Source organism: Nocardia cerradoensis NBRC 101014 (assembly GCF_000308535.1).
Classification (GTDB): domain Bacteria; phylum Actinomycetota; class Actinomycetes; order Mycobacteriales; family Mycobacteriaceae; genus Nocardia; species Nocardia cerradoensis.
This window is the reverse complement of record NZ_BAFW01000368.1, coordinates 1-24432: the sequence shown is the minus strand read 5'-3', so window position 1 is coordinate 24432 and position 24432 is coordinate 1. Positions and strand designations below refer to the sequence as shown.

Annotated in this window: 26 protein-coding genes; 13 read left to right on the top strand and 13 right to left on the bottom strand. The window is 66.5% G+C overall.

Annotated features, from left to right (window positions below):
- Positions 1–80: 80 nt before the first annotated feature.
- The 6 genes from phnC to ON23_RS31480 form a co-directional block, all read right to left on the bottom strand.
- Positions 81–842 carry a phosphonate ABC transporter ATP-binding protein gene (gene phnC, locus ON23_RS31505; protein WP_051043611.1) on the bottom strand — a complete coding sequence of 254 codons (762 nt, stop codon included), beginning with the start codon at positions 840–842 and terminating at the stop codon, positions 81–83.
- A 19-nt stretch (positions 843–861) separates the two neighbouring features.
- Positions 862–1746, bottom strand: coding sequence for a phosphate/phosphite/phosphonate ABC transporter substrate-binding protein (locus tag ON23_RS31500; protein ID WP_051043610.1), 885 nt, complete (start codon positions 1744–1746; stop codon positions 862–864).
- Between the two features lie 27 nt (positions 1747–1773).
- Positions 1774–2385 carry an HD domain-containing protein gene (locus ON23_RS31495; protein ID WP_244969548.1) on the bottom strand — a complete coding sequence of 204 codons (612 nt, stop codon included), beginning with the start codon at positions 2383–2385 and terminating at the stop codon, positions 1774–1776.
- Positions 2382–3161, bottom strand: a complete 780-nt coding sequence (locus tag ON23_RS31490; RefSeq protein ID WP_039782830.1) for a phytanoyl-CoA dioxygenase family protein — start codon at positions 3159–3161, stop codon at positions 2382–2384. Before ON23_RS31490 ends, ON23_RS31495 begins: the two co-directional genes overlap by 4 nt.
- A 741-nt stretch (positions 3162–3902) precedes the next feature.
- The gene (locus tag ON23_RS31485) at positions 3903–4268 is read right to left on the bottom strand and encodes a hypothetical protein (protein WP_157170348.1); all 366 of its coding nucleotides are present in this window, start codon (positions 4266–4268) and stop codon (positions 3903–3905) included.
- A gap of 284 nt (positions 4269–4552) precedes the next feature.
- Positions 4553–5353 carry a hypothetical protein gene (locus ON23_RS31480; protein ID WP_039782828.1) on the bottom strand — a complete coding sequence of 267 codons (801 nt, stop codon included), beginning with the start codon at positions 5351–5353 and terminating at the stop codon, positions 4553–4555.
- Positions 5354–5933: 580 nt separating this feature from the next.
- Here ON23_RS31480 and ON23_RS31475 point away from each other — a divergent pair.
- The 7 genes from ON23_RS31475 (at position 5934) to ON23_RS31445 (ending at position 11749) form a co-directional block, all read left to right on the top strand.
- Entirely contained in the window at positions 5934–6824 is an 891-nt protein-coding gene (locus ON23_RS31475) for an NAD(P)-dependent oxidoreductase (RefSeq protein ID WP_039782836.1), read from the top strand.
- The gene (locus tag ON23_RS31470) at positions 6821–7222 is read left to right on the top strand and encodes a nuclear transport factor 2 family protein (protein WP_039782827.1); all 402 of its coding nucleotides are present in this window, start codon (positions 6821–6823) and stop codon (positions 7220–7222) included. Before ON23_RS31475 ends, ON23_RS31470 begins: the two co-directional genes overlap by 4 nt.
- Positions 7219–8289: a maleylacetate reductase gene (locus tag ON23_RS31465; RefSeq protein ID WP_039782826.1), complete on the top strand. Its 1071-nt coding sequence runs from the start codon at positions 7219–7221 to the stop codon at positions 8287–8289. Before ON23_RS31470 ends, ON23_RS31465 begins: the two co-directional genes overlap by 4 nt.
- Positions 8286–9173: a hydroxyquinol 1,2-dioxygenase gene (locus ON23_RS31460; RefSeq protein WP_039782825.1), complete on the top strand. Its 888-nt coding sequence runs from the start codon at positions 8286–8288 to the stop codon at positions 9171–9173. Before ON23_RS31465 ends, ON23_RS31460 begins: the two co-directional genes overlap by 4 nt.
- Before the next feature lie 86 nt (positions 9174–9259).
- Positions 9260–10255 carry a zinc-dependent alcohol dehydrogenase gene (locus tag ON23_RS31455; RefSeq protein ID WP_245556234.1) on the top strand — a complete coding sequence of 332 codons (996 nt, stop codon included), beginning with the start codon at positions 9260–9262 and terminating at the stop codon, positions 10253–10255.
- 8 nt (positions 10256–10263) lie between these two features.
- The gene (locus tag ON23_RS31450; protein WP_039782824.1) at positions 10264–11340 is read left to right on the top strand and encodes an MCE family protein; all 1077 of its coding nucleotides are present in this window, start codon (positions 10264–10266) and stop codon (positions 11338–11340) included.
- Positions 11341–11359: 19 nt separating this feature from the next.
- Positions 11360–11749, top strand: coding sequence for a hypothetical protein (locus tag ON23_RS31445; RefSeq protein ID WP_039782823.1), 390 nt, complete (start codon positions 11360–11362; stop codon positions 11747–11749).
- A 121-nt stretch (positions 11750–11870) separates the two neighbouring features.
- On the opposite strand, the gene ON23_RS31440 is transcribed toward ON23_RS31445, so the two are convergent.
- The 4 genes from ON23_RS31440 to ON23_RS31425 form a co-directional block, all read right to left on the bottom strand.
- Entirely contained in the window at positions 11871–12671 is an 801-nt protein-coding gene (locus ON23_RS31440) for an SGNH/GDSL hydrolase family protein (protein ID WP_039782822.1), read from the bottom strand.
- An 86-nt stretch (positions 12672–12757) separates the two neighbouring features.
- Positions 12758–13408, bottom strand: coding sequence for a 3-oxoacid CoA-transferase subunit B (locus tag ON23_RS31435; RefSeq protein WP_039782821.1), 651 nt, complete (start codon positions 13406–13408; stop codon positions 12758–12760).
- Between the two features lies 1 nt (position 13409).
- The gene (locus ON23_RS31430) at positions 13410–14102 is read right to left on the bottom strand and encodes a 3-oxoacid CoA-transferase subunit A (protein WP_039782820.1); all 693 of its coding nucleotides are present in this window, start codon (positions 14100–14102) and stop codon (positions 13410–13412) included.
- Positions 14099–15289, bottom strand: a complete 1191-nt coding sequence (locus tag ON23_RS31425; RefSeq protein ID WP_039782819.1) for a thiolase family protein — start codon at positions 15287–15289, stop codon at positions 14099–14101. The genes ON23_RS31430 and ON23_RS31425 overlap by 4 nt, the downstream gene beginning before the upstream one ends.
- A gap of 71 nt (positions 15290–15360) precedes the next feature.
- Between ON23_RS31425 and ON23_RS31420 the strand changes: the two genes are divergently transcribed.
- Positions 15361–16290, top strand: a complete 930-nt coding sequence (locus ON23_RS31420) for a LysR family transcriptional regulator (RefSeq protein ID WP_051043609.1) — start codon at positions 15361–15363, stop codon at positions 16288–16290.
- Here ON23_RS31420 and ON23_RS31415 read toward each other — a convergent pair.
- On the bottom strand, positions 16287–17039 hold the full coding sequence (locus ON23_RS31415) for a helix-turn-helix domain-containing protein (protein ID WP_063821371.1): 753 nt from the start codon (positions 17037–17039) through the stop codon (positions 16287–16289). The genes ON23_RS31420 and ON23_RS31415 overlap by 4 nt on opposite strands.
- A gap of 457 nt (positions 17040–17496) precedes the next feature.
- Between ON23_RS31415 and ON23_RS31410 the strand changes: the two genes are divergently transcribed.
- Together ON23_RS31410 and ON23_RS31405 are read left to right on the top strand one after the other, a co-directional pair.
- Positions 17497–18729, top strand: coding sequence for an MFS transporter (locus tag ON23_RS31410; RefSeq protein ID WP_039782818.1), 1233 nt, complete (start codon positions 17497–17499; stop codon positions 18727–18729).
- Positions 18730–18758: 29 nt separating this feature from the next.
- Positions 18759–19463: a DUF8020 domain-containing protein gene (locus ON23_RS31405; RefSeq protein ID WP_039782817.1), complete on the top strand. Its 705-nt coding sequence runs from the start codon at positions 18759–18761 to the stop codon at positions 19461–19463.
- A gap of 370 nt (positions 19464–19833) precedes the next feature.
- Here the strand turns inward: ON23_RS31405 and ON23_RS31400 are convergent, their stop codons facing one another.
- Positions 19834–20052 carry a dodecin gene (locus tag ON23_RS31400; RefSeq protein ID WP_039782832.1) on the bottom strand — a complete coding sequence of 73 codons (219 nt, stop codon included), beginning with the start codon at positions 20050–20052 and terminating at the stop codon, positions 19834–19836.
- Between the two features lie 291 nt (positions 20053–20343).
- Between ON23_RS31400 and ON23_RS31395 the strand changes: the two genes are divergently transcribed.
- Together ON23_RS31395 and ON23_RS31390 are read left to right on the top strand one after the other, a co-directional pair.
- Complete coding sequence (locus tag ON23_RS31395; RefSeq protein WP_051043612.1) at positions 20344–21348, top strand: permease; 1005 nt, start codon at positions 20344–20346, stop codon at positions 21346–21348.
- Complete coding sequence (locus ON23_RS31390) at positions 21345–22082, top strand: TIGR03943 family putative permease subunit (RefSeq protein WP_039782816.1); 738 nt, start codon at positions 21345–21347, stop codon at positions 22080–22082. Before ON23_RS31395 ends, ON23_RS31390 begins: the two co-directional genes overlap by 4 nt.
- A gap of 67 nt (positions 22083–22149) precedes the next feature.
- On the opposite strand, the gene ON23_RS31385 is transcribed toward ON23_RS31390, so the two are convergent.
- On the bottom strand, positions 22150–22785 hold the full coding sequence (locus ON23_RS31385; protein ID WP_039782815.1) for a TetR/AcrR family transcriptional regulator: 636 nt from the start codon (positions 22783–22785) through the stop codon (positions 22150–22152).
- A 70-nt stretch (positions 22786–22855) separates the two neighbouring features.
- Between ON23_RS31385 and ON23_RS31380 the strand changes: the two genes are divergently transcribed.
- Positions 22856–24061, top strand: coding sequence for a cytochrome P450 (locus tag ON23_RS31380; RefSeq protein WP_039782814.1), 1206 nt, complete (start codon positions 22856–22858; stop codon positions 24059–24061).
- The last annotated feature ends 371 nt before the right edge of the window (positions 24062–24432 follow it).

Below are 24432 nucleotides of genomic sequence, written 5' to 3'. Positions count from 1 at the left end.
GGAGATGCGTTTGCGGCGAATGCGTCGCTCCGGGGCCGCGGCGAAATCCGCCGAGGGAGGTGTGATCGTTGTCGCCATGATCACGCCACCGCAGGTTCCCGGTCGGCCGCCGCGGTGGCGTAGAGCTCGTCCCACGTCGCGGGAGTGATCTCCCCTGGCGCTGAATCCATGATGACCCTGCCGTTCCCGAGCGCGACGATCCGGTCGCAGAACCGGCCCGCCAGGTCGACTTGATGCAGCGAAACGAAGACGGTGCGCTTGTCCTGACGTGCCAGACTTCGCAGCAACGACAGCACTCGTTCGCTACTGCCGGGGTCCAGGCTCGCGACCGGTTCGTCGGCGAGCACCACCCGTGGGTCCTGAACCAGCGTGCGCGCGATCGCCACTCGCTGCTGCTGACCACCCGACAGGGTGTCCACCCGCTGATCGGTCCGCTCACCGAGACCCACCCGCTCCAGGGCGCGATAGGCATCGGCACGGTGCTCCGCAGGCAACGATCCGATCAGGCTGCGCCACTGCCGAACTCGGCAACACGCGCCGACCGCGGCATTCTCGGCAGCGGTCAGCCGGCCGACCAGATGGAACTGCTGGTAGATCATGCCGACCTCGGCGCGGTGGCGGCGTAGTGTGGCACCGCGCAGCTGCGCCGGGTCGCGACCGTCGACGATCACCCGTCCCGACGTCGGGCGGACGAATCCGTTGAGCGTGCGTAACAGCGTGGACTTGCCCGAACCCGAGGGGCCGACGAGACCGACGATCTCACCGGCGTTCAGCCGCATGTCCACGCCGTCGAGTGCGCGACGGTCGGAATACTCCACGACGAGGTCTTCGATGCTGATCATGTCGGCTCCCTCACCAGTCCTATTTCTGCTCGAGATCGTCGACACTCAATCCGGCCTGCTTGGCAAGCGCCCGGATCGGGTCGTAGTCGGAATCTTCGACTTCGCCCATCTTCATGGTCTTCTCGACTCCCAGCGGGGTCTCCGCGGTGCCGGTCAGGCCCAGGACCGCCTGCTTGATCTGGTCGAGCCGGTCGGCCGGCAGGTCGCTGCGGGCGACGACGGGAGAGCCGGAGATCCGGTCGGATTTCCACACCACGCTCACCTCGTCCGGGTTGACCCTGCCCTTTTTCACGGCCGCCTCGAACTCGACCGAGTCGACGAATGCCGCATCCACTTGACCACTGGCCACCGCCAGGATGTTGGCCGCATGATTACCACCGGCCGACAGGGTCGTGTCCTTCTGGGGATTGACGCCCGCGGCCTGCATGGCCCGCAGCGGGAACAGATAACCGGAGGTCGAGAGCTTGTTCGCGATCGCGAGAGTGTGGCCCTTGACGTCGGCGGGTCCCTTGATCTCGTCGCGCTTCTTGGTGATCAGGTAGCTGTAATAACCGGGCTGGCCGGTGTTGTCGACACCGACGGCCAGCGGCTGGATCTTCGCCTTGGGTGCGGTGAGCACATAGCCGAGCGAATTGAGGAACGCGACATCGAGCTTGCCGCCGCGCAGCCCTTCCGCAATCGCGTAATAGTCGGTGCTGGTGACCAAGTCGACCTTCATACCCGTCTTCTGGGCGAGCTGGTCGGCGATCTTCTGGTAGCGCGCCTGCTCCTCGGGCGCGGAGCCGGTGGCAATGGCGCCGAGTTTGATGGTGTTCGTGCTCGAGCTCTGGGAACCACAGCTGGTGAGCAGAATACCGAGACACAGGGCGAGCAACACTCCCAGGAGTGCGCGAAAGCGGTTCATTCCCAATACCTTTGATACTTGATTCGGTTACTGATCCGCAGCAGCGGAGATCAGGAGTTCAATGGCCGGGCGCCAATGCTGCAGTGGCGCAACCTCGAGGCCGGCCACTTTGGCGCGGTCGTCCCAGCGGCGCACGAGCACCGCCTCGGCGTGGTAGGGCAGCGTTTCGAAGGTCTGGACTTCCTCGGTGGACATAGGCCCGCCCTGCACCTCGAGGCTGCGGATCGAAGCGGCCGAGAGACCGTCGGCATAGCCGGGATCGGTCGCGACGAGGTAGCGCTTGGCCGGAACGTGCAGCGCGATCGGACCACCGACCTCCGCTCCGAACCACTGCGTGACCAGGTGCGCTCCGACAATCTCGTGCCGCAGGTCGGTGGCCAGGAAATCATCGCGCGCATCATGTTCACTCAGCATCAGATGGCCGATATCGTGCAGCAGCGCGGCGATCTGCAGGTCCGGGCCGTAGCCCTCCTGTTCGGCCAGGGCTGCGGATTGCAGGCCGTGCTCGAGTTGGGTCACCGTCTCGTCGTACATGGTCGCGCCCTCGTGTTCGAGATAAGAGAACAGGGCAGCGCAGAAAGCGCTGGGGCCCAGGGCTTGTGGGTCGAGTTCACGCAGCATTTCGGTGCTGGTTTTCATGATCGGATCTCCGTCGACGGCGAGGATTGACCCGCGAAATGACCGATGAGGCTGAGCCTTTCCGGCTGTGTTCTGAGCTCGGCGAGCTTGCCGGAGTAGTAGTCCGCGCGCAGGTCGCCGTCACTGATCCGGTTGTAGGTCAAGTAGATTGCGCGGCGGGTCGCAGTCGTGGTGTTCGCACCGCTGCGGTGCGGGACCCAGCAGTGGAACCACAGCAGGCTACCGGCGCTCACCGGCAGCGGCTCCCAGCTCATGGTGGCGGCGATGGCGGGGTCGATACAGCCGGTCTCGTCGGTCGGCAGCTGCTCGTGGTGCGCGCCACGAACGATCTCGAGGCAGCCGTTGGTCACCGAGGCGTCATCGACGGCGACCATGCACGCCAGGGTTTGCTGCACATTCGGGTACGCCACCGCGTCCTGATGCGGACGAAACCCCGCGCCCTGAGGCGCCTTGTAATTCAGCTTCTCCTTGTAGAGAACGGCCTGCTCACCGAGCAGCTCCGAGGCGATCCGCGGAATGTCGCCCGCGGTCAGCAGGGTGCGCAGCCCTTCATGAAAGGGGACGAAATTCTCTGTGCGGCACCGGCGCATCGAACCGTCGGCGGTTTTCTCGTCGTACTGCAGCAGTCCGTCGGTGGTGCCGGGCTCTGCTTCCAGCTCGGAGACCCAGCGCTGCAGACGATCGAGATCGCCGCCGGAGATGGCGTTCTCCATCAGGCAGATGCCGTCACGTTCCCAGCTCGGATGAGTCGAGGCCGGTGCGGACGAGTCGGACATGGCTTTTGGTTCTCCCTTCAGTGCTACCCGGTCGATATGGAAGATAGTTCCAGCGAATTCGGGCGATCAGTGAACCTGATTCCAAATGCTCGATGAACAGCGCGCGAAGGGCCGCCACCTGGCACCAGGACGGCCACGCCGAACACCGCACCCCCGTGACCTCGCGGTCAGTACGTGTGGGACAAGACCACTGCCAAGGTTTTCGGGGAGATCGCAGCCCTCACCAGAGGTGCGATGGGCGGTCTTCGCCCGATACCGGGCTCCACTGCCGCACGGGTGTTCTGTCGCCACGGGCACCAACGCAGACCAAGGATGGGGTTGCCGAATCGCCACAGCCGGCACGCGTTTGAACCCCACTGCGGCAAGGCAGGCCTGGTCGGCACGCCCAGGCGTTTTGCGGTTGCGTCGGTGTACCCGGGTGGTCGCGCGGTCCGTCAGATGTCGATATCGGGCGGATGGTGGGAATCGGTGGATCGCCTGGCCGCAGGGGCATGTGGGCCAATCGTCCGTCGCTTACCCGACTTGGGGCGGATCGGTCGGGTCGCGCAGGGATCCCAAACCTTTCACCTTTGGCCGGCTGGATCTGCTGCCCCGAAAGCAGCTGCAATCGGAGCGCCGGCGATAACGGGTGTGGGCTCGGCCTTGCTATATCTCAGACAGAGTGCGCGCGCAGGCGGCGCGCCGCCCGGCTGCGCCGCAACGCCGGACAAGCCCAGATCTATAGGCACGTATCCGAATTCGTCACTGCCCGGGGATGCGGCAACGATCGGTCGTGACGTCCAACTGGCCGTTGATGATTTTCTGGTGGATGAACACCGTGCCGTTGCAGATGTAGGCGAGGTCGTTGTCTCTGGGCTGGATGAGAGTCGCTTCCTCGACCTTTCCGCTGGTGGGTGTGCCCTCGCCGGCCTCGCAGTTCTGCCCCTTGATGGCCCTGGTTCCGTCGAGTTCCGTCGCACCGAGCCCTTGCTCCGCGATGTCGCAGGTGTAGACCGGCAGCGGACCGAGCGGCTCGGCTGAGGCCGTCGGCGCCCAGACTGTCAGGGTGGCCGCGGCGGCGAGGAAAGTGGTGGGCACAAGGGGCCGGGCACAACGAGCATCACGCATTTTCGACCTCCTGGGGTGTCGTACCGATCCGGTCGTGCCGCCACGAGGCCGGCTTCTCCCCGCGACAGCGCAAGAAACTTGCTGGACAAGCTGATCGACAGGCCGGCCGCGCTCACGCGCGGCGCCGGGCAGACAACCCGACGCGACCACGGTAGGCGCACCGCCTGCATCGGCCGGCACGTCCGCTCACCCCGGCGTGTCTGCCCCCCGGAACCGGGAGGGCGAGATTTGGCGGACTTGGTGATGGCGGGGCATGCGACAAATACTGTGCGCCGAAGGTCGGATCAGCTGGTTCGACGTGTGTCCGCGGTTGGTGCGGCGGCGATGATCCAGTTGCTGAACTCCGCAGCGAGATGCCATTGGTGTTGGCGAATCAGACGGGTGGGCACGGTGGCCGGGAATTGTACGGTCAGCAGTGCGTCGAGGGCGCCGTCGCGGTCGCGAAATTGGTGGCGGACACCGCCGATGACCAGGCCGTCGTCGAGAGTGGCTGCTCCGGCGATCTGAATCGGGTAGTCGGGGTCGATCGGGATGGTGAGGATGTCGCCGGCGGTGTAGTCGATGAGGAATCTTGTTGCTGCCGGGCTGCCGCCGGTGGTTTCGACGACTTCTTGGCGTCCGTCGGGTAGGCCGCGTACGAGGTAGTGGTCGGGGCATGCGTGGATCATGTCGGTTTCGGCGTTGGTGGTGGTGAGGTCGTTGAACCAAGTGGCGAATCGTTCGGCGGAGTAGTCGGGCACCTCCAGGCGGGTGACGGCGTGTTTGGTTCGGCCTCTGCTTGCCGCTACGCCGATGCGGGACGTGCGTTCGGAGAAGGTCAGTTCGTGTCGGAGTAGCGCGTAGATGCCGGCGTGACCGAGACCGGTTTTCAGTGTCGTCAACGCGTAGCGTTGCTCGTCGAGCGGAGCGGTGCGCAGTTCCTGCGGTGTGCGGTCGGGCATGATCTCGTTCATCCCGAGATGTCCCAGGCGGGCGGCGAGTTTCCCGAGAACTGCTGTGGCACGGCGTGATTCCCATGCGCGTACCTGTTCACGCGTAACGTTTCGCGTGCCTATGGTCGTCAGGATCCGCACGGTGTCGGTCATGTCTGTTCCTTGTGAACGGTTAGGGAGTCTCTGTCTCGGCAGCCGCAGGAATGTGAGCTCGTCCGGGACGAGCCGGAACTTCCAGTCATCGCTGTGCGAACCACACATGCGTCCGGAACCTGGGTGCCGGGCCGACAAGAACGAGACGTGCGGCAACTGCTGGCCGATCTCACCACGCATCGAACGTTCTGTCTACACATTCTTCAACTAACAGTGAACAGTAGCGTGTGGCTGTTCGGCCACGACACCATCCGATCGCCCACCTCGACTATCGCAGAATATCCATTCCATCAGGTCTGATAGCCGAATTTCGGGCCAAGTCTTGCGATTGTCGCCGTCACATCGGAGCTGCCCGGCATTCCTTGAGGGTTGACATCGACTCCCGAACTGTTCCATGCTGCTTAACAGCACTCGGGCTGCCGAGACCGCCGTTTCCCGTCATCGACGCCGAAGGAGCATTGATGCCATCCTCGATCTCTCGACCACGGTCGACCTGCGCACGGTGCCCGGCGACTGATGTCGCTAGCTGCCTTCGCCGTTCGAGCGGGGTAGGCCCGCACTTCGCCGGTTGGACTGTGCCGTGCTGATCGGGTTCGCTGGATTGGGGCGGATGGGACGGCCGATGGCTGCCCACCTCGCGGCGTCGGGGCATACCGTCCTTGCCTACGATCCCGTGGCCGAGTGCGTCCCGGAGGGCCTCACCCTGGTCGACTCGATCGAAGATCTCGCGGTGGCGCCGTTGTCGATCAGCATGTTGCCCGATGGTCCGTCCACGCACGCCGTGGTTGTCGATGGGCTGCGGGCGGTCGCGGTCGGTCACGTGCACATCGTGATGGGCACCGTCGGCCCGGAGGCTGTGCGTGGAATCGCCGAGCGTGCGAAGGCGGAAGTCGTCGACGCGCCGGTGTCGGGCAGTGTGTCGATGGCCGAATCCGCCTCCATCACAACGATGGTCGGATCATCTGTCGCGCAATTCGAGCAGGTTCGCCCGGTGTTGGCGGCGATGACCGCGGCGCAGTTCCATGCCGGACCACTCGGTTCCGGCTCGGCGGCCAAACTCGCGGTGAACGCTGTTCTCGCCGGGTTGAGCCAGGCTGTCGCGGAAGGGCTCGTCCTCGCGGAGGCCGGCGGTCTGGACCCTGCGGTCTTCTACGACATTCTGCGCAACAGCGCGGCCGGGGCGCCGTATGTCGGCTACAAGCAGCAGGCGTACTTGGCGCCGGAGACCACCGCGGTCGCGGCGACCGTCGCGCTGATCCGCAAGGACCTGGGCCTCGCCCTGGATCTCGCTCACCGCCACCACCTCGACCTCCCGGGAGCGGAGGCCGCGTTCGGCGTGCTCGAGGAGGCTGTGGGTGCCGGACTCGGACGAGCCGATATGGCCCAGGTCCTCACTGTGCTGAGGCGGCGAAGCGATGTATCGACGCACCCGGCAATTCCGAACGATCAGCAGATGGGAGCACACTTGTGACGCGGGAAACCACCTCCGCTGCAGTCGAATCGACGATTCGCTCGCTCGAGGATCAGCGCTACGCGGCTGTGATCGCGGGCGATGTCGACGGCTTCCTCGCCCTCGCTCATCCCGACCTCGTCTACACCCACTCCAACGCCGAGGTCGACGCCCTCGACAGTTACGTCGACAAACTGCGATCCGGCCACTACGTGTATCACCACATCGACCATCCGGTGAGCCGAATCGTCGTCGCCGGTGACACCGCGGTTGTCGTCGGCGAGATGCACGCCGATATCACCGCCGGGGGAGTGCGTAAGAAGCTGGCCAACCGTGCGCTGGCGGTATGGGTGCGCGACCGTGATCGTTGGCTGCTGCTCGCCTATCAGCCGACGGTGATTCCCGGAGATGACCGATGACGATGTTCACCTACGACGCGCTGCCCGGCCGAGTGGTCTTCGGCGCGGGCGCGGCGCGCACCGGATTGCTCGACGAGGTCGACCGGCTGGGCGCGCAAGCGATCCTGCTGATCGCCTCCAGTTCGGAGTACGAGCTCGCGGCCCGGCTGTGCGAGCGGTTCGCCGACCGCCTGTCGGCGACATTCTCCGGGGTGCGTCCGCATGTGCCGGTCGAGGTAGCCGAGCGCGCTCGCGAGGCGGCAGCCGGCTCGGACCTGGTGTTGTCGGTGGGCGGGGGATCGACAACGGGCACGGCGAAAGCTGTTGCCCTGTCGACAGGTTTGCCGATCGTCGCTGTGCCGACGACCTATGCCGGCTCGGAAGTCACACCGGTGTGGGGGATGACCGACCAGGGCCGCAAGACCACCGGCACCGACCGGCGGGTGCTGCCGCGCACCGTGGTCTACGACCCGGAATTGACGCTGTCGCTACCTGCGGAACTCTCGGCGGCCAGCGGCCTCAACGCCATGGCTCACTGCGTCGAAGCATTCTGGGCTCCGAGACGCAACCCGGTGTCGAGCGCGGTCGCCGAGGACGGTATCCGGCATCTGAGCCGGGGCCTGGAAACAGTCACCGCGACACCGGACGATCTGACGGCGCGAACCGAACTGCTGCTCGGCGCATATCTGGCCGGATCGGCCTTCGCGGTGGCCGGCTCGGGACTGCATCACAAGATCTGCCACGTCCTCGGCGGTGCCTTCGATCTGCCTCACGCCCAAACGCACGCGATCGTCCTGCCGTATGTGCTCGCGTACAACGCCCCGAACGCATCGGTGGCCACCGACCGGATCGGCGCCGCGCTCCGGCAACCCGATCCCATCGCAGCGCTGCGCCAGCTGAGCGAAAAACTTGGTGTTCCAACGGGTTTGCGCGACCTCGGTGTCAGTGAAGCAGACCTCGACGCTGTCGTCGACGACATTCTCGCGATCGCCCCCGGCGACAACCCGACCCCCGTCACCGCGGCCGGCGTCCGCGCGATCCTGCACGCGGCGTGGGCCGGATCCGACCCGATAGGGCCCAGCGCATGACCCTCGACCACACCGTCGTATCCGGCCGGGAACAAGCGGTTACCGACGAGGTTCTGGCAAGCTTCGATGCGACGCCGGACCCTCGGCTGCGGGCGGTGTTGCAGAGCCTGGTCCGGCACCTGCACGCGTTCGCCCGCGAAGTCCGGCTCAGCGAACGAGAATGGCAGCGGGCGATCGAATTCCTCACCCGCGCCGGGCATATCACCGATGAGCGCCGCCAGGAGTTCATTCTGCTGTCGGACGTTCTGGGGTTGTCGATGCTGACCGTCGCGATCAATGAGCCCGCCGAGCCCGGTGCCACCGAATCGACCGTATTCGGCCCGTTTTTCGTCGACGACGCTCCCGAAGTGCCGCTCGGCGGCGATATCGCTCGCGGCGCCTCCGGTGCGCCCTGTTATGTGTCGGGGCAGGTCCGCTCGGTCACCGGCACACCGATCGCGGGCGCTCGGATCGAGGTCTGGGAGGCCGACGAGGACGGCTTCTACGATGTCCAGTATCCCGACGGCCGCTCGGCCGGTCGTGGCTGGCTTCGCTCGGATGCCAACGGCGAGTACAGGTTTCGGTCGGTGCTGCCCGCGCCGTATCCGATTCCACACGATGGGCCGGTCGGTGATCTGCTCCTAGCGACGAACCGCAGCCCGATGCGCCCCGCGCATCTGCACTTCATGGTCACTGCCCCCGGATTTCGGACCCTGATCACCCACATCTTCCTCTCCGGCGACCCCTACCTCGCCACGGACGCCGTGTTCGGCGTGAAGGAAGACCTGCTCGTGAACGCCGTCCATCACGACGACGGTCCGGCCCCGGACGGCACCCACCCCCGCGGCGGCTGGCACAGCATCACTTTCGATCTGGTTCTCGCCGCCGGCGACGACGACCTGTAATACCGCTGAGGAAATCTTCTGTGCCACACATGATGAGGGCTGCTGTGTACTACGGTGCACGCGATATTCGGCTCGAAGAACGACCTGTGCCGACTCCCGGCACCGGCGAATCGCTCGTCCGAGTGCTGCGGTCGGGGATCTGCGGTACCGACGCATCCGAGTGGATCGCCGGACCGAAAACCTATCCCGTCACACGCCGCCACCCGCACAGCGGCCACCTGGGGCCCATCATTCCCGGGCACGAGTTCGTGGGTGAGATCGTCACCTCCGACTCCGATTCCGACCTCGTTGTCGGTGATCTGGTCGCCAGCGGAGCCGGAGTATGGTGCGGGGCTTGCCGCAGATGCCGCGAAGGTCGCACCAACCAATGCGTGCACTACAAGACCTTGGGGCTCAACGTCCCTGGCGGTATGGCCGAATTCGTCGCGGTCCCTTCGAAGACGCTGCGCCGGTTGCCCAGCGGGTTGTCGATCGACCACGCCGGTCTCGCGCAACCACTCGCGGTCGGCATCCACGCCGCTCGCCGCGCCGGGGGCCGCGCCGGTGACAGTGTCGTCGTGATCGGCGCCGGCGCCATCGGCTCCTTCGTCATCGCGGGGCTCGAGCACATCGGTGGCTTCGACATCACCGTCGTCGATATCGCGGCCGACCGGCTCGAGCGTGCGAAGCGGTTGGGCGCCCATCGAGCACTGACCGCATCGGACACGATCGCCTCCGACGTCCGAGAAGCCCTGGGCGGCCACCGGCCGGAGGTCGTCATCGAAGCCAGCGGCGCGCCGGGGCAGCTCGCCGAAGCACTGGCCATGGTCGCCGACGGCGGCCGGGTCCTGGCAGTCGGCATCCCGAAAGGCAAGCCCGAGTTGGACATTCACTCGATGATCTTTCGCGAGGTCACCCTCGACACCACACTCGCACACATCTGCGACACCGATCTGCCCGCAGCCCTGGACATCCTTGCCCACGGTGTCATCGGCGGCGAATTCATCGAACCCGCCGTCGCGCTGGACCAGCTCGGCACCTCCCTCGACCGACTCGCCGCCGGTCGAGTGGAAGGAAAGATCCTCATCGATCCCGGCATGTGAGGTCACTGATGACAACGACCCGCGCCGGCGTCACCGCCGCCGTCTGTATCGCGGCCCTCCTGTTGAGTGGATGCACCGCACTACGCACCCCGGGCCGCGCCGAGAACCACATCACCGCCGACTTCCGCGACACCGCTGGCATTTTCGACGGGAACCCGGTCACCGTGCTCGGGCTTCAGATCGGCACGGTGGACAAGATCATCCCCCACGGTGAATACAACGAAGTTCACATGAGCATCGATGCTTCGGTGCAGATACCCGAACACGTTGTCGCGGCTCTCGTTTCACCGTCGATCGTCACAAATCGTCACATCGAACTCACGCCCCGCTATACCGGTGGACCGACACTGCCGGCCGATGCGCACCTGACCGTGCAGCAGACCCGCACGCCCGTCGAGCTGGACACGATGATCAAAACGATCGACCAGTTCGCCGCCGCCCTCGAGCCCGAACCCGGCGCCGACACCGGCCCGCTGTCGGGACAGCTGCTCTACTCCATGGTCAACGGACAGGGACAGAAGATCCACGACACCCTGGCTGCCCTGTCCGGAGCGCTGAAGGTCGGCGTCGGCAACGGTGATGCGATCGCCGGCATCATCAATAAACTCAACGAATTGACGACGATGCTGGCCGACAACGACCATTCGGAGCGCGAGTTCAGCGACAAGATGACCCAGCTGTCGAATCTGCTGGCCGAACAAGCTCCCGGGCTGCAAGCAACTCTCGACCAGCTCAACGGGATGCTGGCGAACACCAGCGGAACCCTGAGCCAGTATCAGGACCAGCTCGCGGGAACACTGTCGAATTTGACCAGCGTCACGGCCCAGCTGCGCGCCAACGCCGCCGGAGTGACGGAAACGGTCGACCTCGCTCCGCTGTTGCTGCAAAACCTCGACCGATCGATGAACCGAAGCCAAGGATTCATGCGCGGCCATGTCGTCCTCGGCACCGCGCTCACCGGCGAGGTCGTCAGCCTCTTCTGCGAACGCATCCAGATGCGATCCGACGGCTGCCGCACCGGCCGCCTGGAAGACTTCGGGCCCGACCTGGGACTCACCTCGGCACTACTCGGACTGACACGATGAAACACTGAGGAGCCCAGCGGTGTTCGAACCCTTCCCGGGACATTACGTCTGGAATCTCTCGATCAATCTGGCACTCGCGCAAGGCGCCGCGATCGGGGAGATCGACGAAGGATGCCGCCCCCTGATCGGTGCCGAACCGGATTCGGAGCAGCTGTTCGCGAGCCTGTGCGCGATCGCGGATCGTGTCCGCCGACAGGCCGACGCGGATGTTACCGCGGGCCATGCGCTTTCGGCGGCGACGAGATACCGCCGCGCATCGATCTACTACCTGAAGATCGAGGCCCCTCTTCTGGTGGTCCATGGCGGCAACGATCGCCAAGTTTCGCCGGCCATGGCGCAGATATGTCGGCCACAGTCGACTTCATCGCGGACTGGGTTGCTGATCGGTTCGGCACCGGACGATAGTTGACGACGGGGTGGGCACTCACCCAGGTGACCGTCGTTGTCCTGTCGCGAACGCATATGGATGTGATTCGACGTCGGCACTACTCGGACCGGTCCGAGTAGTGCCGACGCGGTTGTTTCGTCGCTCAGACCGATGCGTTCGGGATGAGATCGACCGGGCCCAGATGTGGACGTTTGGCGACTCGCCCGTCGCCGGATGACCTGCCGGTGAGGCGGCGAAGCAGCCACGGTGTCAGAAAGCCTGTTATCCAGCGCAGTTCGGCGGTGACGGCCGCGGCGGTGCCGAGTTGTGGTGCGGCGGACGGAAGCGGTTCGGTCCAGCTGTCGCCGGACCCCGGCAGGTGCAGGGCCTGGGCCAGTGCATCGGCGAAACGCTGGTGCCCCAGCGGGGTGGCGTGCAAACGGTCCCAGGACCACATGCGCGGATCGGTCATCACGTCGTGGTCACCGGTTTCTGCCACCAGCACGCCATGGCGAGCGGCCGCATTCCGGATCACCTCGTTGAGCGCGGCTGTGCGCGGGCCGAGCACCCGGGCCAACGGAATGACGCGAGCGACATCGGGAAATGTCACAGTCGCCACGACCGCACCCTGAGCGGTCAGCTGCGCGAATGCCGCCTCGAGATGCTCACCGACGGCCTCGGCGTCGAAGTTCGGTCGCAACAGGTCGTTCCCGCCGGCGATGACCGTGGCGACATCCGGCTGAAGCGCTATCGCAGCGTCGAGCTGTTCGTAGCGGACTTGGCTTGCGAGCTTGCCCCGCACGGCCAGATTCGCATACTGCAACGCGGGATTGGACGCGGTCATCGTCGCGGCGAGCCGGTCGGCCAGGCCGACCAGCCCCGTGCTTTCATCGCCGTCGCCGAGTCCCTCACTCTGGCTGTCGCCCAACGCGACGTACCGAAAGAATTGCGTGGGTGTGCGCACCCTTGGCCTCCTGGGAAATTGGTTGAACAGCCCGAACGAGATATTCGGTTGCGAACTTTCGGAGCGTGTCCGGCAGGCTCAGCACGTCACGGGACTTGATGTCCGGCAGCGGATTCGAGTGGCAGAGCGAGGCGGTTTCGCAGTTCGTCCAGACCGGTCGCGAAGGTCTCGTGTACCTCGACGCCGTGAGCAGTGATGTCGAAGATGGCGTGGTCGGTGTAGACGCGGCTGACGCAGCCGAGGCCGGTGAGGGGGTAGGTGCAGTGGGGGACGAGTTTGGGGTGTCCGGTTTTGTCGAACAGGGTCATCATGACGAAGACGTGTTTGGCGCCGATGGCGAGGTCCATGGCTCCGCCGACTGCGGGGATGGCGTCGGGTTGGCCGGTGTGCCAGTTGGCGAGATCGCCGGTCGCGCTGACTTGGAAGGCGCCGAGGACGCAGATGTCGAGGTGGCCGCCGCGCATCATGGCGAAGGAGTCGGCGTGGTGGAAGTAGGCGGCGCCGGGTAGTTCGGTGACGGGTACTTTGCCGGCGTTGGTGAGGTCGGGGTCGATGTCGTGGCCGGTGGCGGCGGGGCCCATGCCGAGCATGCCGTTCTCGGTGTGCAGGGTGATGCCTAGTTCCGGGGTGAGGTGGTCGGCGATCTTGGTGGGTTGGCCGATGCCGAGGTTGACGTAGGCGCCACGGGGGATGTCTCGTGCGATGCGGGCGGCGAGCTGGTCGGAGGTCAGGGCCATGTCAGCGGGCTCCTTGGACGGTGTAGTGCCGGGCCTGAGTTGCGACGATGCGGTCGATGTAGATGCCGGGTGTGACGACCGCTTCGGGGTCGAGGGTGCCGGCGGGGACGATCTCGGCGACTTGGACGATGGTGGTGGTGGCCGCGGTGGCCATGACGGGTCCGAAGTTGCGGGCGGTTTTGCGGTAGACGAGGTTGCCGAGGGTGTCGGCGCGGTGGGCGGCGATCAGGGCGGCATCGCCGCGCAGCGGCATTTCGAGGATGTGGTCGCGTCCGTCGATGGTGCGGGTTTCCTTGCCTTCGGCCAGTATCGTGCCGACGCCGGTGGGGCAGTAGAAGCCGCCGATACCCGCACCCGCGGCACGCATGCGTTCCGCGAGCGTGCCCTGCGGAACGACTTCGAGTTCGACCTCGCCCGCGCGGTAGAGGCGGTCGAAAACATAGGAGTCGGGTTGGCGTGGGAACGAGCAGATCACTTTGCGCACGCGTCCCGCCGCCAGTAGCGCGGCGACGCCGACGTCGCCGTTTCCGGCGTTGTTGGACACGATCGTGAGGTCGGTGGCGCCGTGGCGGATCAGGGCGTCGATGAGGTCGAACGGCATTCCCGCCAAACCGAATCCACCGATCAATACCGTTGCGCCGTCTGCGATTCCGGCGACGGCGTCGTCGGTGCTGGGGCAGATGGTGGCGCTCATCGGGTGGTCTCCAGGTTTTCGAGTACGACGGCCAGGCCTTGGCCGACGCCGATGCAGATCGCGGCGACGCCCCAGCGTTCGCGGCGTTCGCGCAGCACCTTCGACAGGGTGGCGAGGATGCGGCCGCCGGAGGCGCCGAGCGGGTGGCCGATGGCGATCGCGCCGCCTCGGGTGTTGACGATCTCGGGGTCGATGTTCCAGGCGTCCACACAGGCCAGTGATTGCACGGCGAACGCTTCGTTGAGTTCGACGGCACCGACCCGGTCCCAGCCGATCCCCGCCCGCGCGAGCGCCCGGTTGGCGGCCTCGACCGGTGCGTAACCGAACGCCTGCGGTTCCACGGCGTGTGCGCCGCGGCCCGCGATCCGGGCCACCGGCGCCGCCCCGACCAGGTCGGCGGCGGCCGAACTGCCCAGCAGGACAGCCGAAGCGCCATCGCTCAGCGGTGAGGCGTTGCCGGCGGTGATCGTGCCCTCGGGGCGGAAACTCGGCTTCAGCCCTGCCACCTTCTCGACGGTCGCGTCCGTGCGGACGCCCTCGTCGCGCAGCAATTCCGCGCCCTCGACGGGCACAACGAGGTCGTCGTAGAACCCGTCGTCCCATGCGGCGGCCGCGAGAGTGTGGGAGCGGACCGCGAAGGCGTCCTGACGTTCACGACTGATCGAAAATCGTTGCGCGAGTTGCTCGTTGGCCTCGCCGAGGCTGACCGTCCACTCCGCCGGCATGCGTGGGTTGACCAGTCGCCAGCCCAGCGTGGTGGACACCAGCGTCGCGTCCCCGGCGGGAAACGCGCGGCCCGGTTTGGGCAACACCCACGGCGCGCGCGTCATCGACTCGACACCGCCGGTCAATACCAGGGCGGCGTCGCCGGTTTCGATCTGCCGGGACCCGATCATCGCCGCGTCGAGGCCGGAGCCACAGAGCCGGTTGACGGTGGTGGCGGGAACGCTGACCGGGACTCCGGCCAACAGTGCGGCCATGCGGGCGACGTTGCGGTTGTCCTCGCCGGCGCCGTTGGCGTTGCCCCACACGACCTCGTCGAGCGCGGCCGGATCGAGCGCGGGGGTCTTCGCGAGGGTGGCGTGGATGACGGTGGCGGCGAGGTCGTCGGGGCGGGTCCCGCCCAGTGCGCCGTTGAAGCGGCCGAACGGGGTCCGTACCGCGGTGTAGAGGAAAGCTTCGGTCACCGCTTCGACGCTAGAGTCCAGCGTTGATATCGTGAAGTATCCATTCTGAGGGTGATTAGGATGTTTTCGATATGGATGTTCGACATCTGCGCTATTTCGTCGCCGTCGCCGAGGAGCAGCACTTCGGCCGCGCCGCGCAACGCCTGCACATGGCGCAACCGCCACTCTCACAGCAGATCCGCCAGCTCGAGGCGAACCTCGGTGTGTCGCTGTTCGAACGCACGACCCGCAAGGTGGAGCTCACCGCGGCCGGGGCCGCCTACCTCGCCCGCGCACGGCAGATCCTCGCCTCGCTCGACGACGCCGCACGCGAGGCGCAATTGGTCGCGGCGGGCTCGGTCGGGCACTTGACCATCGGGTGCGTCGGCTCGGCAACAGCCTCACTGCTGCCGACACTGTCGCGTCACCTCGCTACCGAACTGCCCGGAGTCGAATTCGCCTTCCGCGGTGAGATGCTGGTGCCCGACCAGATCGAGGCGCTGCGCACCGGCGCCGTCGACATCGCCCTGCTGCGCCCACCGGTCACCGATCGTTCTCTGGCCGTCGAGCCGCTCCGCGACGACGAACTCGTGCTCGCCACGCCCTCCGACCATCCTCTCGCCGCACTCGCGCACGTAGATCCGCGTGAGCTCGCCGAGACCGACCTCATCGTGCACTCCGCCGACCGGGCATCGGTCATGTACAGCGTGGTGATGCGCCTGCTCCGCGACGCCGGCATCCAACCCCGCATCCGATACCAGGTCGGCGAAACCTCCACACTGGTCACCCTCGTCGCCGGCGGCCTCGGCGCCGCGATCGTGCCCGCACCGGTATCCGCACTCACCCTCGACGGCGTCACCTACCGCCCCCTGCGACCCACCACCACCATCGGACTCGCCCTCGCCTACCGCGCCGGCCGAACCGAACCACACCTCACCCGAAGCCTCGACATCATCAAAACACTGACCGCAACGAAAGATGCCCCGCCGCAGCATCTTTCGCCTCAGGAACCAAGGGGCTAGCTGCCGCGGTTCGGTCGAGTCGGGTGGAAACGCGTCGTCGCGGTGCCGAGCAGATCCAGCGCATCGGCCGCGTTGGCCACTCGTGGCGGTAATTCCGGGCCGGTCTCACCGAGTTGTGCGTCGACCCATTCCCGGGTCGGGCCGGATTCGTGGCGGCCGGTGACGAACCACACTCCGCTCGCGCGCTGGTCGGACTGATTGACGTACATGTGCGGGCGAGTGGAGTCGAAGCAGAGTGAGTCGCCGGCGCTGACCGTGTACTTGTCGAAATCCAGCAGCAACGTCAATTCCCCGGTGAACAGGTAGGCGTACTCGGTTCCTGAGTGCCGCATCGGCATCCGGTCCACCGAGCTCGCGGCGCCGGGTTCGTAGGTGACCAGCAGGGCGTCCGCACCCGATCCCGGTCCGACGGCGAGCCTCTCCCACCGGACCCCGTTGGCCATCTCCAGCACCGGGTTGTCCGCCGCGCGTTGAACGACTCCGCCCGGCCGAGTCGTGCCCGTCGACGACTCGGGCGCCGGTTCCGCACCGGAGGCGGTGCGACCGTACGAAATCCCCAGCAACTCGTCGAGTGAGACCTCGAGACGATTGACCAGAGCGTAGAGAGTGCTCACCGACGGCTGGGACTTGTTGTTCTCGATCTGCGACAGCTGGCTAGCGGATATCCCGGCCGCCGCGGCCAGCGCGCGCAAGCTCAAACCCCGATCCAGGCGTGCCTGCTTCAAAGCCTGGCCGATCCGGTCCTGCATGAGGCACCCCTGTCTACTCGCACGGCAAATCAACCCTCAGTGAACACTAGCGGTTTATCTGCAATAAACGGTACTCGTGCGGACGGCGGGTGCGAGCCGTCCGCCGTTCCTGATGTATCCGCTGCAGCGGACCGCGTCGAATCCGCAACCCATTGCCGCATATTGCGGGGTCTTACCCGTCTGCCCGCCCACTCGTACGCGATGGAGCTTTATTCGTCGGACTGTTCGCCTGTGGTTGACATCACGCGTCAGATGTTTAATGATGCTGAACGTCGGGGAGGTGCCGGACTGGACTCGTCCGGATCGCACTCCTACGACAACACCTTCTGTCCGGCTGCGCCTCGGCGACTCATCGGCCGGAACCGACCCATATCTGCGGGGAGCGCTCGCCCCCGGTTCGACGATCACCGCTGCCCGCGCTCGATGAGCCCTGGCAGCTCATAGTGGAGGTACAACGATGCGACGTAGTCGTTGGATCGTGCTCGGCGGGTGCTTTCTCGCCTACCTGTTCGACGCACTGGAGATTGTCCTGCTCTCCATGGCGCTACCGACCATCCGCCAGGACATGGGGCTGACGATCACCCAGGGCGGACTTCTGGCCACTGCCACCCTGATCGGCATCGGTGTCAGCAGCGTCCTCGGCGGCTATGTGGCCGACAACTTCGGCCGGAAGAAAGCGCTCGTCGCTTCCCTGCTCACCTTCGGTGCCTTCACCGCCGCGATCGCGATCGCACCCAACTACGAGACGGTCCTGTTGCTGCGATTCCTCGCCGGAGTGGGGCTCGGTGCCGTGTGGAGCGTCGTCTCGGCGTACGTGGTCGAGACCTGGCCCGAGGAGCACCGCGGCCGCGCGGCGGCATTCGTGATCAGTGCCTTCCCCGCCGGTGGGGCGATGGCCGCCACCGTCGCCGGCTGGTTCCTGCCGGACTGGCGCCTGATGTTCCTGGTCGCCGGCACCGCGGTAACCCTGCCTGTCGCCGTGGTGGTGCTCTTCTTCGCCGAATCCGAAAGCTGGGCGGCGGAGAGGGCCCACACCGATACCGATGTCGTTTCGGTCCGCGATGTTCTGGGGTCCTCGTTACGCCGTCGGACCGTGCTGGGCACTGTCATGGCCGCTTTGGCACTGTTCGGGTATTGGGGTGCCACAACCTGGCTGCCGACATACCTCACTACCGAGCGTGATCTGCCGTCCAGTTCGGTGGCGACATTCATGACCGTGCTGAACGTGGGAATGTTCCTCGGCTACAACGGTTTCGGCTTCCTCGCCGACCGCATCGGCCGCCACCGGACGATCGTCCTCACGCTGCTCGGAGTCTCGCTCACACTGCCGGTCTACGCGCTCACCACACATCAGACCGCGCTGCTGTGGATGGGACCGGTATTCGGTGCGTTCACCGCATTCTTCGGCCTGTTCGGCTCCTACCTCGGGGAACTGTTCCCGACGAGGGCTCGCGCCACCGGCGCCGGATTCTGTTTCAACGTGGGGCGTGGAGTCTCCGCGCTGGCGCCGTTCATCCTGGCGGGACTGGCCACCAGCATCGGATTCCGCGGCGGCCTCATCGTGTGCGCCGGGTTCTTCGCCCTCGCGGCGCTGGTGGCCTTGCTGCTGCCGCGCGCCGGTGCCGGTGCCGAAGACGTTGCGGCCGAACCGATCACAGACCCCCGCGACGGCACACCCGCAGCGGTGTGACAGCACATCCCCGGAAAGTAAGGAAGAAGATGAGGAAAACCATCGTCACCTCGGCCCTGCTGGCAGCCGCCATCAGTGTCTCCTGCGCCACCGCGTCCGCGGACGCCGGGCACGCGGCCACACCCATCGGTTACACCGCCACCCTGACACCGAACACCGCCGTCATCGAAACCGACTCCGCGGGAACAATATCGACCGACCACGGCGTCCTCACCATCCGGCCGAAGGAAGGCGGCCCGGTTCTGGCCGGCGCCGAACTCTCGTTCCGGGTCGATGACTTCGTGTTCCCGATCGCCGCCGACATTCACGGCAACCGCGCCGTTCTCACTCCGCAATTCGATGTGCGGCACGCGGTATATCGGCCGGTGGCGCTGCCCTTCGAGAACCAGGCGCCGTGGAAGAACGAGTACGACCGTGAACAGGCCGCCTGGAGCCGGCTCTCGAGCACAATTCTCACCGGCGCCACCATCGGCACACTCGTGGGTGGCCTCGGCGGCGCCGCCGTCGGTTGCGTGCTCGGCGGCATCGCGGGGGCGACTGTCGCCGCGGCGGCGATCATCGGGTTGTTCGGTGGTTTCCTGCCTGCCGCTGCGATCGGCTGCCTCGGCGGCATCGTCGCCATCGGCGCGCTGGGAACCGCCGCGGGCCAACTCTTCGTGACCGCACCGATCGCCATCATGGCGGCGGTGCAGTACTTCACCACCGTGAACCAGCCCGCGCCCTCGGCAAAGTAGCCGCTGTGCACCGGGGGGTCGGCTGTGCACCGGCCGAGCCCCCGGCGCAGGGTGCCTGAATCCCATTCGCACATGAGCAAGGCGGTTGATGGATGTCGACGACACGGCAGCTGAATAGGTAGATGACGCTGTGGCCCGCTCCTCGCCGGGGGGCGAGGTGTGGAACGCGGTGGGCCGCAGCGGTTGTCGTGACGAGCGGCGCCGACCGGTGACGGCGGCCGAGAATGTCGATGCGGCGGTAGGCGTGGTCGTCTGGCCCTCTGGCGCGGGGTTTCGACCTCTCCAGCTCTTCGATGTGGTGAAAGCGAACAGCGCGGTGTGGTCCGGGTGGGTAGCGCGGGTAGTGAACCTCTGTCACCTCGGCGGCAGCCTATTGTCCGACATCCTCGATGCGGAAACCGACCTTCATGGTGACCTGGTAGTAGGCGACGGCTCCGTCCTCGAGGTAACCGCGGACCGACTGGACTTCGAACCAGTCGAGGTTGTGTGTTGTCTGCGCGGCGCGCGACAGGCCGCTGCGGATAGCGGCATCGACGCCGTCGGGGGAAGTGCCGACGATTTCGATTACGCGATAGGTGTGATCGGTCATGTCGATGCCTTCCGGTTCAGCGGAGGTGGACAGTTCGACTATGCCACCGGGGCAACCGTGGACGGCGTAATCAGGGCCGGGGTAGTTGCCCCGTGTTCGACGCGACCAGCAGGCGTACACCGGGTCGGCGACCGCCGTGGAGAATTCTCCGATCTGCAGCACCTCAGTTCCGCAGCACCGCAGTGGCCCGGCACATCAGCTGTACCGGCGTCCGCGCAGCACCTGGCAGGAAATGGCAATCGTTATCGCTTAAGGTTTGTGCGGCAGCGAATCAGCAGGGGAGGGGTGGTGATGGTCGACCATCGCGTTCGGCGGTCGATGCGGTCCAGGGTGTCTTCGACGTATGTTCTCGTCGCGGTGGTGTGTGCCGGATTGATCGTTCAGGGGTGGCTTGCCGGGATTGTCGATCGCCACGTGCGATGGCAGACCGCTACCACGGTGTTCGTCGGCGTCTTCGTTCAGGCTGTGCCGTTTCTGGTGTTCGGTGTGCTGGTCAGCGGTGGTATCGCCGCTTTCGTTTCCCCGGCGCTGTTGCGAAAGATTCTGCCGCGCAACGAATCCGCTGCGATCGGCGTGGCCGGGGTGGCGGGTATGGCTCTGCCGGGGTGCGAGTGCGGGGTGGTTCCGGTGGCCCGGCGTTTGATCGATCAGGGGGCGCCCAGTTCGGTGGCGTTGGCGTTCTTGCTGTCGGCGCCGGCCACGAATCCGGTGGTGCTGGTGGCGACGGCGGTAGCGTTCCCCGGTGAGCCCGGTATGGTCGGCGCACGGTTCAGCGGTTCTCTGGCCACCGCTGTCGTGATGGGCTTGCTGTGGTCGCGGATCGGACGCCCGGCGTGGATGCTGCCTGCGGTCGATCGCCACGATCACTGCGCGGGAGGGCGGACCAAGTGGGAGGTATTCACCGAAGCCGCGCGACATGATCTGTTGCAGGCCAGTTCGTTTCTGGTCCTCGGTGCGGCGGCCGCGGCGGCGCTGCACGTGCTGGTTCCGCCTGACTGGTACGAGCAGTTGGGCGGGCGCATGGTGGTGGCGATCGTGGTGATGGCTCTGCTGGCCATCGTCCTTGCGCTCTGCTCGGAGGCCGACGCATTCGTCGCGTCGAGTATGTCGGCTCTGCCGCTGCTGCCGCGGCTGGTGTTCCTGGTCGTGGGTCCTGCGGTCGACGTCAAGCTCTTCGCGATGCAGGCGGGCAGTTTCGGGCGGCGGTTCGCGGTTCGCTTCGCGCCGTTGACTTTTGTGGTGGCGATCGGCTGCGGCACAGTCGCGGGATATCTGTTTCTCGGGGGTGCGCGGTGAAGCGGGAAACCCAGAATCTGTTGTTGGTGCTGGTCGGTGTCGCGATCCTGCGCACCGCGATCGATGGCAGCTACCTCCGTTACGTCAAACCCGGTCTGCATCCGTTTCTGCTCATCAGTGGCACCGGATTCGTTGTGTTCGCGGCGATCTCGATCGTGCGCGACATCCGGCGCTCCGGAATCTCCCGGGACGACGGACACGGACGCGCGCAGTGGTTGTTGCTCGCACCCGCCGCGGCGCTGTTGTTGATCACCCCGCCCGCGCTGGGGGCGGACTCGGTCGCGACCTCCTCGCGCGTGCAGGTGGCCGCGCCGGTCGCCGACGAACCCGAGTTACGTCCGTTTCCGCCGCTACCCGACGAACCCGCTCCGGCACTCACGATTTACGACCTTGCCAACAGAGCGCTGTACGACTCCACCCATTCGCTCGATGGACGCGAGATCACCGTCAGCGGATTCGTTCTCGCTCCGGAGGGCGAGAGCTCAACGCGCCAGGATGTTTCGACGATCGACCTCGCGCGTGTGCTGATCACCTGCTGTGTGGCCGACGCGCGATACATTTCGGTTCATCTGTCCGGTATCGGCGAACCGATCGCCGCCGACACCTGGCTTCAGGTCCAGGGCACCGTCGAACCGGGGAGTGCCGGGCGCGACCCCGACAAGATCCCCACCCTCCGCGTCACCGATGTCCAGCGCATCCCGGCACCCGACCATGGATACGAACATCCCTACTGAGAGCTGCTGATCGTGTCGCGTATGAAGTCCGATGCGAAGACGGCTCGGCCGCTGCTCGGACTGTGCCTTATCGGTGATGCGGCGGGTTGGTCGTGGTGAAGAGCAGTTGTGCTGCGCGGGTGATGGTGTGGCGGATGTCGGTGATGTTGGCGGGGTTGGTGGTCAGGTCGAGCAGACAGGTGGTCAGGACGTGGCCGAGGACCAGGGCTCGGTCGTGGTCGTCGGTCCAGTCGGGGTCGGCCAGCGCGGCGCGGACGAGTTCGGTGAACAGTGGGCGCCATACCCGGATTCCGGGGCCGTCGCCGGAGTGCACGGAGTTCATCCCGGCTTGCAGCAGGTTGTGGTCTTCGGCGGCCCAGTCGATGATCTGGGAGAACGCGGAGGCGATCCGGTCGGCGGGCTCGGCGCCGGGTTCGGCCGGTAGCCGGGTGAGGCGGTCGAGCGTGTCGAGGGCCCAGTCGGCCATGAGGTGCTGGATCAGCCCGTCCTTGGAGCCGAAGTAGCGGTACACGGTGACCGGGGTGGTGCCGGCCTCGGCGGCGACCTCGCGGATCGTGACGCCCTTGTAGCCGTTCCGGGAGGCCATCGTGCGAGCGACAGCGGCGATCTCGGCGCGGCGCGCGCGTTCGGCGGGGCCGAATTCGCGGACCACACGCAGGGAATCGCGGGACTCGCGCAGCAGGGCAGCAGTGTCGTCGACCACCGTTCGAGGGTACCGCAGAGCGAGAACACGTTGTATAACGTGTTATACAACGTGTGAAAGGCTGGTCTCGATGACTGTTCCCGATCTGTTCTCCACCGAGGCACTGCAGGACCCGTATCCGCTGCTCGAACAACTGCGTGACGCCGGGGACGTGCATTATCTGCCTGATCAACAGGTGTATGTGGTGCTCGGTTTCGAGGCGATCCGCACCGTGCTGGCCGATCCGCAAACCTATTCGAGCAATCTGGTCGCGGTGTTGTCGGCGGCGTCGGGGTCGGCGACGGTGTCGGTGGCCGAGGCCGGAGCCGGAGTGGATGTGCTGGCGACCGCGGATCCGCCCGCGCACACCGCGCAGCGGGCGCTGGTGATGTCGCGGTTCAGCCCGCGCGCGGTCGCCGAGACGACCGAGTTGATCGACGCCGCGGTCGCCCCGGCGGTAGCCGGGCTGGTCGCCTCCGGCGGCGGTGACTGGATGACCACGGTCGCCCACCGGGTCCCGGTGCAGGTGATCGGCGAGCTGATCGGGCTCCCGCGCGCCGACCATCAGCGCCTCGCCGCCTGGTCGGACGCGGCGATCGATCTGGTCTCCGGCGTCGCAAGTCCCGAACGCGCCGGGCAGGCCGCCCTCGCGGTGCTCGAATTCGCACAGTATCTGGGCGAACGCCTCGACCGGGCCGACCCAGGGCAGGACACGGGGGTATTGAGCAGCGTCGCCGCGGCGGTCGCGTCGGGAACCCTGACCCGTGATCAGGGCGCGATGCTGCTGGTGCAGCTGGTCACCGCGGGCGCGGAATCGACCGCGAGCCTGCTCGGCACCGCGGTACGGCTGCTGGCCGGCGACCAGCAGCTGCAAGCGGCGGTGCGTGCCGAACCCGATCGGATCGGTGCGCTGGTGGAGGAAGCGGTGCGCATCGAGAGCCCGTTCCGCGGCCACTTCCGCGTCACCACCGCCCGCACCCGGCTGGCCGGTGTACGCCTCGAACCGGGCGCACGACTGATGCTGATGTGGGGCGCCTCCAACCGCGACCCCCGCATCTTCGACCACCCCGACCGAGTCGACCTCGACCGCGGCCAGCCGAAACTGCACCACAGCTTCGGGCGCGGCATCCACTTCTGCCTCGGCGCCCACCTCGCCCGCAAAGAAACCACTCAGGCCGTGCGCGCACTGCTCGAAGCCACCGCCACGGTCTCGCTGAGCGGCCCCGAACCCGCCTACGTTCCGAGCCTGATCGTGCGCCGCCTGGCACACCTGAACCTGTCGCTCACCCCCGCATGACCAGCGCAGCGACCTGCCGCAGTCACACGATCAGCGGCGACGATCGATCAGGCCGGGCGCATGCACGAACGCCGGAGCGGCAAGCTGCCGTCGACATTCGTGAACGACAACCACCGCGGTTCGGGCTGGTGCCGGCGTACCGGGGCGAGCCCGGTCTGGTGTCGACGGTGTTCCATCGGGAATTCACCACCACGCTGCGGAATCCCCGCTGGGCCGGATCGCGCGCAGGCCGGGATGCCCGCGATGTCGGGTTGCCCGACTGACCGACGGCGACACCCGCATGCGCACCCGCGCTTCACCCGGTTCGCTTGGCGGCGTTCGGTTTGTCCCTGCAGGACAGGAGCAGCAGACGGTGGGGCGGATCGATCCTG